Origin of the sequence: Polyangium fumosum (genome assembly GCF_005144585.1) — a bacterium.
Lineage (GTDB): Bacteria > Myxococcota_A > Polyangia > Polyangiales > Polyangiaceae > Polyangium > Polyangium fumosum.
In genome coordinates this window covers 1-12,812 of the sequence record NZ_SSMQ01000097.1, presented here as the reverse complement: position 1 = coordinate 12,812, position 12,812 = coordinate 1, and the positions used below count along the sequence as shown (strand labels likewise).

The following is a 12,812-nucleotide window of genomic DNA, read 5'->3' as shown; positions in this document are numbered from 1 at the left end:
CCTCTTGCGCGCGGCGTCTCCCACGGCGAACAATGCGCTCTCCCATGAGCCCCCGCGCCGGCACGACCGACACGAGCCTCCTGCTCGCCGAGGGCTGCAACCTCGCCTGCCCCGTCTGTGATTGCCGAGGCAAGCCGCCGGACGAAGGAGCGCAGCAGCGCGAGCTCCGTCGTGGCGGCGGCGTGCTCGAGCTGCGCGGCGAAGCTTCACGTCTGAAGGATCTGCGCGCGATCGTGCAGAACGCGCGCGACGCGGGCTGGGGCGCGGTGTATGCGCGGACGAACGGCGTGGCCTACGCCGCCGAGGGGCGCGCCGACGAGCTCCGCGCGGCGGGCCTCTCGGGCGTCGTGTTTTTCCTCGCGAGCGACCGAGCGGCCGTGCACGACGCGATCGCCCGCGTGCGAGGCGCGTTCTCCGCGGGCCTCGCGGGCCTCGGCGCCATCGCGGCGACGGGGCTCGACCTCGTCTTCGAGATCCCGGTGCTCGATCCCTCGATCCAGGACCTCCGCGGGCTGATCACGCTCCTCGCGGGCGTCGCGCCGAGCGCGCGTCGTGTCCGCCTCTACGCGCCGTCCGCGCTCCGGCCGGTGGATGGACGCGCGCCGCGCGAGCTCGCGCCGCCGCGCTGGGATCGAACGCGGGACAGGCTCCTCGCGGCGATCGGGTTTGCCCGAGAAAAAGGGCTCGAAATCACGTTGACCGAGCGCGACGGGATCCCGCTCTGCGCCGTCGCCGCCAAGACCCCGGACGGCGGCATCGACGTCCCCGAGCGTTTGCTCGCCGATCGCGGCGGCCGTCCCATGCCGCGCCACGCCACCTCCTCCCTCGCGCCGGCCTGCGACGCCTGCGGCGCCTCGCGCGCCTGCCCGGGCACGACCACGCTCTACCTCTCCACGCACGGCGCCGCGGGCTTGTCCCCCTTGCCGCGCGCCCCGCAGCAACGCCCGCGCGAGCGCTGGGACGAGACCCGCAAGAGCGCGGCGCGCGCGGCGTTTTTCACGGTCCTCCGCCCGACGGTCCATTGCAACCAGGATTGTTGGTTCTGCAGCGCGAACGAGACCTCCCACAACGTGGAGGAGGATCCGGGCCGGATGATGCGGCGGATCGCGCGCCTCGGCCGGACGGGGGTCGAGCAAATCTCGTTCAGCGGCGGCGAACCCACGCTCTCGCGCCACCTCGTCGATTACGTGTCCGTGGCCAAGCGGACCGGCGTCCGCAGCATCGAGCTCGTCACGAATGCGGTGCTCCTCGACAAACCGGAGAAGGTCGACGCCCTCGTCCGGGCGGGCCTCACGAACGTCTTCGTCTCGCTGCACGCGCATGACGAGGCGCTCGCGCGGCTGCAAACCCGAAAGATGGGTGACCACGCCCGGACGGTGCGGGCGCTCCACCTCTTCGCGCGCCACGAGGCGCTCCGGCTCGACGTGAACCACGTCGTCTCCGCGCAGAACTATCGGCACCTCGTGCGCTTCGTCGAGTGGATGCACGCCGCGTTCGGCGCGCGGATCGGCATCTCCTTCGCGTACGTCACGCCGCAATACAAGGCCCTCGAGCGCCTCGCCGACCACGTGCCCCGCTTCTCGGACGTCATGCCCTACCTGAAGCGCGCGATCGCGCGGGCAAACGAGCTCGGCGTCGAGGTCGTGGTGGGCTCGCGCCAGGGCGTGCCGCCGTGCCAGCTCGAAGAGATGATGCCGTGGAGCGACGTGCTCGTCTCGCTCAGCGGCGCGCTGACGGAGGACCTCCCGCAAAAGCAGAAAGGCCCGGCCTGCGCCGATTGCCGCTTCGACCTTGTCTGCACGGGCGTATGGAAGCCTTATGCGGCGGTCTTCGGCACGGGCGAGCTCCGGGCCATCCCGGGCGAGAAAATCACGCCCGAGCGTTGCCTCACCGAGCCCCGCATCGCGCGGTTTCGGCCGGGGATCGACCGCCTCGACGAACTCCGCTTCGGCGACGGCCGCATCCCGCGGAGCGACGACATCCCGCTCCCGGAAGCGCCGCGCGAGCGTATCCACCTGCCCGTGGCCCAAACCTCCCCCGCGCCGCGCGCCGTCCGTGTCGCGATCGTCGGCACGGGCCGGCGGGGCCTCGCCTTCGCGGCGGCGCTGGAACAAGCGGGCGGGTTCGTCCTCGCCGGCATCACCTCCCCGCACGCGCCGGACAAGGATCTGCCGGAGATCGCGGCCGACGTGCCCCGCGCGCGCACGCTCGCCGAAATCTGCGAGCGGACCCCGATCGACGCGGTGATCGTCGCCACGAGCACGCGGCAGCACGCGGACATCACGCGCGACGCGCTTTCGCGCGGGCTCCCCTGCCTCGTGGAAAAACCGCTCGGCGCGAACCTCGCCGAGGCCGAAGCGCTCGCCGCCGAGGCAAACGAGCGCATCACGGTGGCGCAGCAGCTCCGCACGGCGGGCGGGCTCGAAGAGATCCTCACGGTGCTCGCGGATCAAAAAGGGCCCGATCGTCCTCTCGAAATCGAGGTCGTTCACCGGGCCACGGCCACCTCGCCCGCGAGCTTGCACGCGTGGTCGCGCACGGCGCTCTACGAACTCTTGATCCACCTCGGCGACGTCGCACACGCCGTGGCAGGCGAGGACCTCCGCATCCGAAAGGCCACGGCCAAGGGCGGCGGTCGGCCCGAGCGCGTGACCTTGCGCGCGCGAGGCGCCGGTCCCTCGCAGCCGGACGTCACGATCGAGCTCTTGCTCGCCGAGGCCGCGGACGCCCTCGAAGTGCGCGCGCGCCTCGCCGATGGAAGGCGTTTGTCCTGGATACGCTCGGAAGGACGTGACCTCGTGGAGGTGAGCGACGCCGGAGGCAAACGGACCCGCACGCCGCCGCGTGGAGGCGACCTCGCGCGCCTGCTCGTCGCGTTCCGGGAGAGCGTCGTCCGGGGCGATCGGCCGAAGGTATCGGCGGAGGATGGCGTTCGTGCGATGCGGCTCGCGGCGGAGGCGATCACGGCGCTGGAGGCCGCGGGCGCGCCCTTCGATCGGGCCGCCGAGCCGAAGCGCGTGGCTTCGGTGCCGCTCCGGGATCGGGTGGGGTGACGCTCGACCCCGGGGGCTTCTACGCCCCCGGGGTTCGTTGCTCCTTCAAGGCGTCGTCATGCATCGATCCAGAAGCCGGTACCCATTGACGTGCGTGGCCGTCACGAGCGTGCGCGACACCGTATTCCCGCTCGACCCCCAGCCCCGCCGATAGAGCACGTCGTACGTCCCCGAAGGCACCTTGCCGCCGTAGGTGTTCGGGATCAGCGAATACACGCCCGCCGACTGGTACTGGTAGCTGTAGCCGCCGATGTAATGCGCGGCTTGCGTGTCTTTCGCCACGAGGTAGATGTCCGCGCCGTCATAATCCGTGTTCGTCGCCGGCAGCGCCACGCCCCCGAGCGTGATCGTCCCGCTCACGTTCGACACGGGGATGTCCACGTGCAGCGTATTCGCGCCCGCCGCGAGCGTGACGTTCATCGCCAGAATCCGGTAGCCATTCACGTGCGTGGCCGCCGGAAGCGTACGCGACACCGTGTTCCCGCTCGACCCCCAGCCACGACGATAGAGCACGTCGTACGTGCCCGCAGGCACCTTGCCGCCGTACGTGTTCGGGATCAACGAATACACGCCCGCCGACTGGTACTGATAGCTGTAGCCGCCGAGGTAATGCGCTGCCTTCGTGTCCTTCGCCACGAGGTAGATGTCCGCGCCGTCGTAATCCGTGTTCGTCGCCGGCAGCGCCGCGCCCGCGAGCGTGATCGTCCCGCTCACGCTCGCCACCGGGATGTTCACGTCCAGCGTATTCGCCCCTGCCGACAGCGTCACGTCCGTCGCCAGGATCCGATACCCATTGACGTGCGTGGCCGTCACGAGCGTGCGCGACACCGTATTCCCGCTCGACCCCCAGCCCCGCCGATAGAGCACGTCGTACGTCCCCGCAGGCACCTTGCCGCCATACGTGTTCGGGATCAGCGAATACACGCCCGCCGACTGGTACTGATAGCTGTAGCCGCCGAGGTAATGCGCTGCCTTCGTGTCCTTCGCCACGAGGTAGATGTCCGCGCCGTCGTAATCCGTGTTCGTCGCCGGCAGCGCCGCGCCCCCGAGCGTGATCGTCCCGCTCACGCTCGCCACCGGGATGTTCACGTCCAGCGTATTCGCCCCTGCCGACAGCGTCACGTCCGTCGCCAGGATCCGATACCCATTCACGTGCGTGGCCGCCGGAAGCGTACGCGACACCGTGTTCCCGCTCGACCCCCAGCCACGACGATAGAGCACGTCATACGTGCCCGCAGGCACCTTGCCGCCATAGGTGTTCGGGATCAACGAATACACGCCCGCCGACTGGTACTGGTAGCTGTAGCCGCCGAGGTAATGCGCAGCCTTCGTGTCCTTCGCCACGAGGTAGATGTCCGCGCCGTCGTAATCCGTGTTCGTCGCCGGCAGCGCCGCGCCCGCGAGCGTGATCGTCCCGCTCACGCTCGCCACCGGGATGTTCACGTCCAGCGTGTTCGCCCCTGCCGACAGCGTCACGTCCGTCGCCAGGATCCGATACCCATTCACGTGCGTGGCCGCCGGAAGCGTACGCGACACCGTATTCCCGCTCGACCCCCAACCCCGCCGGTACAGCACGTCGTACACGCCCGCGACCACCTTGCCGCCGTACATGTTCGGGATCAACGAATACACGCCCGCCGACTGGTACTGGTAGCTGTAGCCGCCGAGGTAATGCGCGGCTCCCGTGTCCTTCGCCACGAGGTAGATGTCCGCGCCGTCGTAATCCGTGTTCGTCGCCGGCAGCGCCGCGCCCCCGAGCGTGATCGTCCCGCTCACGCTCGCCACCGGGATGTTCACGTCGAGCTTGCTTTCCCCCGCGCCGATGACGACGTCCTTCGCCAGAATCCGGTAGCCATTCACGTGCGTGGCCGTCGAAAGCGTACGCGACACCGTATTCCCGCTCGACCCCCAGCCCCGCCGGTAGAGCACGTCGTACACGCCCGCGACCACCTTGCCGCCGTACGTGTTCGGGATCAGCGAATACACGCCCACCGACTGGTACTGGTAGCTGTAGCCGCCGAGGTAATGCGCAGCCTTCGTGTCCTTCGCCACGAGGTAGATGTCCGCGCCGTCGTAGTCGTTGTTCGTCGCCGGCAGCGGCGCGCCTCCGAGCGTGATCGTCCCGCTCACCACGCCGACCGGGATGTTCACGTCCCCCGTGCCGGGGTGCGTGGTCGCGCAAGCCCCGCCGTCGCACCCGATCGAGGCCGTCCCCTTGCAAGCGCCCTGCGCGTCGCAGACGTCCCCGCTCGTGCACGGGATGCCGTCGTTGCAGGTGCTCCCCGGCGACGCGAACACCGGCGGGAACGACTTCGTCGCCTCGTCACACGCGCCATAACTCACGCACGGGCTGATGCTCACGGGCTTTTGCGGCACGTTCACGTGCACGCACCCCTCCGCATCCGCGCCCGCCTGGAGCGGCGCGCAGACCTCCGCGCCCGTGCACCACGACCCGTCGTCACAAGCCGCGTTGCTCGTCGTATGCGACGCGAGCCCGCCCGCGCATTTGTCGATCGTGCACGCGACTCCGTCGTCCGGCACGTTCGTGTTGTCGTTCGTCGCGACGCACCCCACCGCGAGATCACACGAGTCGTCCGTGCACGCATTGCCGTCATCACACACCCGCGGACTGCCGCCGGCGCAGACGCCCGCCTGGCAGGCCTGATCCACGATGCAGAGCGACGTCTGGCACGCCGTGCCGTTGGCGAGCGGCGTATGCTGGCAGCTCCCGCCCACGACCGCGTCGACCGTGCACGGATTCTGATCGTCGCACATGGGCGTGTAGCACTGCGCCATCCCGCCCACGACCTGGCAGGCCTGGTTCATCACGAGGCAGACGTTCGGCGTGCAGGGATCGTCCGTGCAGCCCCCGTTCCCGTCGTCGTGATACCCCGGCTCACACGTGCACACGAACGAAGCGCCTTCTCCCGCGCACACCGTCTTGTTCGGCATGTCGCAGGGATTCGGCAAACACGGGTCCGTCGTGCAGCCGCCGTTTCCATCGCTGTGATACCCGCCCGCCGCGTCGCACGTATCACACGCATCCCCGGCAAAACCGGCGTCACACGTGCACACCACGTGGCCGCCTTCGACCACGCACGCTCCGTGGCCCGAGCACGTCGACGGCGTGCAAACCTCGTCGATCACGCAAGCGCCGTTCTGGTCGTGATACCCGGGATCGCAGCCGCAGACCGGCGATCCTCCTTCGACCGTGCACACGCTCGCGTGCGGGGCCACGCAGGGATTCGGCAGACACGGGTCCGTCGTGCAGCCGCCGTTTCCATCGCTGTGATAGCCCCCTGCGTCGTCACACGCGTCGCATGCGCTCCCGCTCCATCCGACGTCGCACATGCACACGGCCTCGCCGCCCTCGTCATTGCAGCTCCCGTGACCGCTGCACGTCGTCGGCAGGCACGTCTTGTCCTCGACGCAGACGCCGCGCTCGTCGTGCGTGCCCGGCTTGCACACACACTGCGCGCTGCCCGAGCTCCCATCACAGACGCGATCGGGCGATATGCATGGATCCGGCACGCACGGGTCCGTCGTGCAGCCGCCGCTCCCATCGTCGTGATAACCGCCCGCGGCATCACACGACGCGCACGTCGCGCCCGCCCAGCCCTCCGCGCACGTGCAGAGGGCCGAGCCGCTCGAATCGTCGCACGTCCCGTGTTCGCCACAGGGATTGTTCTGACAGCTCCCTTCGAGCACACACACGCCGCCGTCGGGATACGATCCCGGCGGACACCCCGCGTCCGGCTCCGAGGCATCGGGCTCCGAGGCATCGGGCGTCTCGGTGACGTCCCGCCCGGCGTCGACGGGGCTCGGTGGTATGCCGCCGTCATCGCCGCAGCCGAGGGCCACGAGCGCGAGGAACACGATGAGCGTGGGGAGCAAACCCGTCGAGGGGCGCATTCGCATGGCGCGCATCCTAACGGCGTTTTTTGCGATTCGGAAGGGTGTGCTCGCTCGGCTCTCCGGACGAACGTTTCAGTCCCGAAGGATCCGGATCAGGCCAGCGTCACGGCGTCGAGGAGGCGGAGGTCGCTCAGGACGAGATTCGCGAGCTGCTGGACCGCCTCGGCCTCCTTTCGATCGAAGCTGTCACGCACGCGACGCACGACGTCGTCCACGGTGCGCTCGCCGCTACACGAGGCGAGCGTCCGCTCGACGATCTGGAGCGTCCGCCGAATCCCGCGCTCCTCGCGCCCTTCGAGCGGGATCGGCGGTCGATAGACCCGCTCGCCGAACGCGCCGAAGAGCCGCAGCTCCGGGAGCCGCCAGAAGCGATCGGAATCGACATCCGTCGCCACGTACGCGCCCACCTCGGCGCGCTCCACGCGCGACCGTGGACGCAGCGAACGATCGAGCAGCTCTCGACGGAGCGGATCCCCCGCGGCCGCTCGATTCTCCAGCCCGTCGAGGGAAACCGCGAGCCCGCGATCCCCGAACGCGCACCCGAGGTGCACGAAACGAAAATCCGTGAGAAACCCCGCGGCGAACGTCATGAAGGCCGAGACGTCGTCCCGGTTGATCTCGCGCGCGCCCCGCGCCGAGCTCCCGAGATCCGCGGCCGTGCGCAGCCACTCGTCGATCCCGGCGACGCCGCGGCGGTGGTACCACCAGCGCGCCATCGCGAGAAACCCGCCATAGAGGTCACGGTAAAACGTGGCGTACCCCGCGTGGAGCTCCTCGACGGAGATATCGGGGTGATGCCACTCCGTGTTGATGGCATTCGACACCGAGAGCCCCGAATGGTGCGCGAGCAGGATCCCCGACGAGAGGATCGGATCGACGAACGCCGCCGCGTCCCCCGCGAGATACCACCCGGGCCCGGCCGGATTCGCGTGGCTGTAGGACCAATCCGCGACCGTGTGCGTGCGCGGCGGCCCCTCCTCGCCCGGCGCGCTCGTCTGCGCCGCCTCGGCCAGCATATCCTGCATCTCGGGCACGGTCGCGAGCTCCCGATCGAAGAGCGCAGGCGGCTCGTGCGATTGCAGAAACGGCCTTCGCGTGACGAGCCCGACGCTCACGAGGCGCGACGAGAGCGGGATGAACCACATCCAGCCCGCGGGCGTCGCGCTGAAAAAGATCTTGGATCGATCCTCCGCGCCGATGAGGTCCTCGCGCCAGCGAAACCCCTCGTAATAACGATAAATGGCGAGGTCCCCGAGCGCGTGCACGTCTTTCGACAAACCGAGCCACCGCGAAAGGACGCGCGCTTGTCCCGACGCGTCGACGACGAAGCGGCTCTCCCAGGTCGTCTCCGTTCCCTCGTGGGAAACCCGGAGGCCCGTCACCCGGTCTCCTTCCCGGAGGACCGAATCCACGCTCGCCGGCTGAACGATCTCGACGCCCTGGGACCGCGCGTGTTCGAGGAGGATTTGATCGTACCGGCTGCGATCGATCTGCCACGCATAATCGGGCAGCCCCTCGCCCCCGTCGCGCACGAGCGAATCGAGCACGCCGGTCGAGAAGACCTCGCTGAAGACGGGTTTGTCGTGCGCCCATTTGTACGTGATTCCCCGTTTCCGCACGAACCCGGCGGCGTCGATGGTCCCGAGCACGCCGAGCCTACGGAGGATCGGGTTCATGTCGGGCAGCGTCGACTCGCCGACGTGGTGGCGAGGGAACGGGGCGCGCTCGAAGAGGACGATCCGGCGATCGGGGTTCGTTCGCTTCAGCATCGCCGCGGCGGTGGTCCCCGCGGGGCCGCCGCCGATGACGAGGACGTCGGCTGTCTGTCGGCTCATGGGCGCACAGTACGCGGCGTCCCTGGCGCGGCGCAAGCGGGCGCGTCCGCATCGCAGGTTCCCTCGCAGGGCTGACGCAGCTCAGGGCGCATCCTCGTCCCTTTCCCTGGCAACCTGGGTCCATTGGAACGTCCGCGAATTCAGTTCAAATCGGAGCCTGTTACCACGTAAGGTCTACGACTACGGCTTCGACCCGCTCGCCGACGGCTTCCAGGCGACGCCGGACGGACCTTTCAAGGTGTTCGATCAATGGGTCGAGGTGCTGCCCACGGATCAGCTCGTGGCGGTGCAGGTCGAGTACGATCCGGTCACGGGGAGGCTGGTCACGCCGCCCGAAGAGCCCTGACGGGCAGGCATGCGTGGGTCGCCCCGGCCGGCGTGGATGTCTGCGTCGGCCGGGGTCACCCGCGTTCATTCGTGACATGTGCTGGGTGCAGCTCCTTGTGTCCGCTCGTGGCGGGACGGGCACAGCAACATTCGATACCTGGCAGCAGAGCAGGGGACATCGGGAAAACGGAAAGAGGGACGAGGCAATCCATGGCTACCACGCTGAAGGTCACGGTGTTCGATGTGGACAATCGGCCTATAGAAAATTGTTATGTCGCCGCCGGTGTCTGGGACGGGGCTATCGATGCGCTCGTCCAGGGCTCGGCAGCCAATGAATACGTGAGGACCATGTCCGAGCCTTTGCCGAATGAAACCTGGACGATGGTCGTCACTCATTCGAACTACGTCGCGGAGTTCACGAGATTCAATCCGTCGACCGCAACATGGTCGAACCCCACCTGCGAGGTCACGCGCAAGGGGAGTGAACTCTTGGCAGGACGATCTACGACGCGACAGGCGGCATTGTGGCCGAGGAATTTCACGGCGAGTACGCCAAGACAGACGGACGCTGGTCCATAGCCTATTTCTCTTATAATTTCTTAAGGAAGCCGACGCAGAGCATTCCATCCAACATAGCACCGCCATTCCCGACGATAGAACCGCCATTCGTGGAACCCAAGGACCAGGGACCAGCGCACGCGTTCGTGGCTAATATTTCGCTCGGTCATGCGGCGCTCGTGAGCGGCCTCGACCCGCTGCGGTGAGCGCGCCCTCGGATGCGTTACTGCTGTCTTATATCGTCCCTGGTCATCCCTAGCTGTGCAACGAAGCCGTTCATCTGAAAATCCAGCTCCACCCCACACGGGAGCACCACCTGCCGCACGTGCTCGTCGTCGATGACGTACAGGTGATTCCCAAGCTGGTAGGCGGCAAGCTGCCCGCCTTCGTGGCACTCGACCTCGGCGCCATTGGGGTCATGCCAGCGAGTCGCATGGCAAAGACCGTTGCACTGTGCGAAAAGCAGGCCCAGGTCCTGCGAGGGAGCAATCTCAGCCGGCAATACGAGTCGGACATGCGTGACGCCTCGGCAATCGCGGTAGGGGGGCGTGCGCGTGCGCTCGAGTTTTCCTGACTCGTAGTGCCGATGCCCCTTCGGGAGCACCTCGTGAACGAAGGTAGCAGGGACCTTGCGGGGCGTCCCCGTGCTCGCGCGGCAGTGCTCCGAGGGGCGGTCGTCCAAATAGGCGTTCGCGAGCGGCGTGAGGTCGCGCTTGGGAATTTTGGTCTCGAGCGTGGCGCACGCATCCGGTGGCATGGGCGTGACGTGCCAGCTATCGCTCCCATCGCCGCGCCCCAACTCTTTGCCGTCTTCCTTGATCACGAGCACACGTCCCCCTTCGATTCGATACTCGATCCTGCGCGGCTCGGCTCTGGGACCAAGGCAGACGAAGCGCAGATACGAAGGTGACGCTTCCTCCGTGGAACAGAGGTCCCTCGTCGAGAAATCAGCGGCAAAATAAGGTTCAGACAGGCTGAACGCGATGACTGTGCGAGGAGCAGGGTCCTCGGATAGCCCGCTCGGAAATGAATGACGAGCGACGAGCGACGGCCGTTCGACAGCGAGCGGCGGGTCTCCAACGTGCCGCCTGTGTAGGAACGAACCATCGACATACACCTCGACCACCACAGGGGTACACGCCGCCCTGCCCGTCTCCCCCTCAGACACATCGTCACCCGCATCGCCAGCCTCCGACGGCCACGCCTCCACCTCCCCACCCCCCCGCACCGTCATCCCCCCGCACCCCGCCTGCGCGCGCAGCACGCCAAACGCTGCGGCCACGACCATCCCGCCGAGCATCGCCGCACCGACCAGCCGCGCGCCCTTCCGCGCCCCTCGCCCTGTCGGGCCCGCTGCATCCGGCGAATCATCCGAACGCCGAGTCGACGTGCTTGACATGTCCACGAAGATACTCTCTCCCCGCGCCCGCCCAAAACCTTTTCCTCCCGGAAGACGTTCCCACGTCCCTCGGAAGGAAACCTCTTCCCCGCCCCCCTCCCCTCCCCGAACCCCACCTGGAAAATTTTTCCTCACGGCACCCCTTCCCCCACCCCAAACCCCGCAACTTTTTCCTCACCCCCGCCACTTTGCGAACCTTTTTGCATAACCGTCCCCTCCTGCCCCTCCCTCCCCGAAGCCCCTGTGCAAAACGTTTCCTTCTCCTGTACAGTTCCCCACCTTCCATCCCTCGAAACCGACGGAAAGGCCCCCATGGCAACCCCCATCGACCCTGAGAAGGCGTACGAAAAGCACCTCCCCGCGGCGCAAGCGCTCCAACCCGGCGACGTTTTGCCCTTCCGGCTCGACCTCGACCTCGCGCTCGCGAACGTCACCACCGGCATGCGCGTCGCCGCGATGCACGAGCCCCACATCCCCGTTCATTTGCCCAAGGTCGACCTCGCCGCGCTCCTCGCGCTCCCCGAGCTCGCGGTCGCCACCAAGTTCGCCGCGCTCCGCGCCGAGCAGGAGGCGCCCGGCGAATCCCTCCTCCAGGCGAAGCTCTCCACCGCCGCGCGCCTCCGCGCGCAGCTCCTCTCGTCCGCCAAGGCCCTCGCTTCCAATGGCACGATTCCCCAGGCCGAGGTCGACGCCATCATCGCAGGCCGCGGCGCGCGCGACCGCGCCGAGGATTGCATCTCGCTCGCGGACCTCTTCCGCAGGCACGCGCAAACCATCACCGGAAAACACCCCGTCACCGCCGCGCAAATCGACGAGGCCGCGGAGATCGGCGCCTTCCTGGTCACGCACCTCAAGCCCGCGGACGCGCCGAAGGCGGCCCCCGCCGCACCCACCCTCGCCGTGGACATCCGCAATCGATTGGCGACCCTGCTCGTCCGCGAGCACGCCCGCCTCCAGGCCGTCGCCCATTACTTTCATCCCGACGACTGGGAAGAGCTCGCGCCGCCGCTCGGCGCGCGCTCCGTCAAACGGCAGAAGCCCGTGGAGCCTTGATCAGAGAGGCGCCGGATGAAGCGCCGCATCGTCCCGCCGCTCTGCATCGTGATGGTCGCGAGCGTCATCGCGATCCAAACCGCGCGAAACCCTGGCCCCGCGCGCTCGCCAGGCGAAGGCGCGGGCCCCGCGAAGGCCACGTCCATCCCCTGCCCCGACGCGACACGGGCGCTGCTCGACGGGCTCGACGTGGGCCAGGATCTCGGCGGCTACCGTGTCACGTACGTGCGTTGCACGAAGCCCGAGGTGATCGAGGTCGAGCTCGACAAGGGCGGGACGAGCCTCCTGCTCCTCGTGGCCGAGCCGGGCGCCGTTCCGCACACTTCGCCCAAGCAGACCACGAAACACCATCTCTTCTACAACCGCCGCGGCGCGCAGGACGGGCCTCCGACGAATGAAGAGATCTTCGAACTCCTCGGGCTGCTCGCGAAGCGCGTCGAGGCCGCAGAGCAGCGCTGATCTCAGCGTATCACCTCGCCCACCCCCGTCCTGACGCCCCGTGTCCCTCGTGCCCAGGCTCCCCGCCGGAAGGAGCCTCAACATGCGTACGGAACAACAAGCGGCAGCCATTCGTGCGGAGGTCTCGCGTATCGAAGGCCGACGCGGTCGCGGCAAGGCATACCCCCTTTCGCTTCGACGGAGGGCGGTTTCGTATTACAGCGCGAGACGCGA

General features: G+C 68.1%; 7 protein-coding genes. 4 read left to right on the top strand and 3 right to left on the bottom strand.

Going from position 1 to position 12,812, the window contains the following annotated elements; translation table 11 throughout:
* Window positions 1–44 precede the first annotated feature (44 nt).
* The gene (locus E8A74_RS47010) at window positions 45–3,053 is read left to right on the top strand and encodes a radical SAM protein (protein ID WP_136935717.1); all 3,009 of its coding nucleotides are present in this window, start codon (window positions 45–47) and stop codon (window positions 3,051–3,053) included.
* A 45-nt stretch (window positions 3,054–3,098) separates the two neighbouring features.
* Here the strand turns inward: E8A74_RS47010 and E8A74_RS47005 are convergent, their stop codons facing one another.
* Both E8A74_RS47005 and E8A74_RS47000 read right to left on the bottom strand, forming a co-directional pair.
* Window positions 3,099–6,971, bottom strand: coding sequence for a calcium-binding EGF-like domain-containing protein (locus E8A74_RS47005; RefSeq protein WP_170229912.1), 3,873 nt, complete (start codon window positions 6,969–6,971; stop codon window positions 3,099–3,101).
* Window positions 6,972–7,060: 89 nt separating this feature from the next.
* On the bottom strand, window positions 7,061–8,803 hold the full coding sequence (locus E8A74_RS47000; RefSeq protein WP_136935715.1) for an NAD(P)/FAD-dependent oxidoreductase: 1,743 nt from the start codon (window positions 8,801–8,803) through the stop codon (window positions 7,061–7,063).
* Between the two features lie 537 nt (window positions 8,804–9,340).
* Here E8A74_RS47000 and E8A74_RS46990 point away from each other — a divergent pair.
* Window positions 9,341–9,709, top strand: coding sequence for a hypothetical protein (locus E8A74_RS46990; RefSeq protein ID WP_136935713.1), 369 nt, complete (start codon window positions 9,341–9,343; stop codon window positions 9,707–9,709).
* Between the two features lie 202 nt (window positions 9,710–9,911).
* On the opposite strand, the gene E8A74_RS46985 is transcribed toward E8A74_RS46990, so the two are convergent.
* Window positions 9,912–10,988 carry a hypothetical protein gene (locus E8A74_RS46985; RefSeq protein WP_136935712.1) on the bottom strand — a complete coding sequence of 359 codons (1,077 nt, stop codon included), beginning with the start codon at window positions 10,986–10,988 and terminating at the stop codon, window positions 9,912–9,914.
* A gap of 411 nt (window positions 10,989–11,399) precedes the next feature.
* Here E8A74_RS46985 and E8A74_RS46980 point away from each other — a divergent pair, with 411 nt between their 5' ends.
* Together E8A74_RS46980 and E8A74_RS46975 are read left to right on the top strand one after the other, a co-directional pair.
* Window positions 11,400–12,140 carry a hypothetical protein gene (locus E8A74_RS46980; protein WP_136935711.1) on the top strand — a complete coding sequence of 247 codons (741 nt, stop codon included), beginning with the start codon at window positions 11,400–11,402 and terminating at the stop codon, window positions 12,138–12,140.
* A gap of 15 nt (window positions 12,141–12,155) precedes the next feature.
* Window positions 12,156–12,599, top strand: coding sequence for a hypothetical protein (locus E8A74_RS46975; protein WP_136935710.1), 444 nt, complete (start codon window positions 12,156–12,158; stop codon window positions 12,597–12,599).
* Window positions 12,600–12,812: the final 213 nt, after the last annotated feature.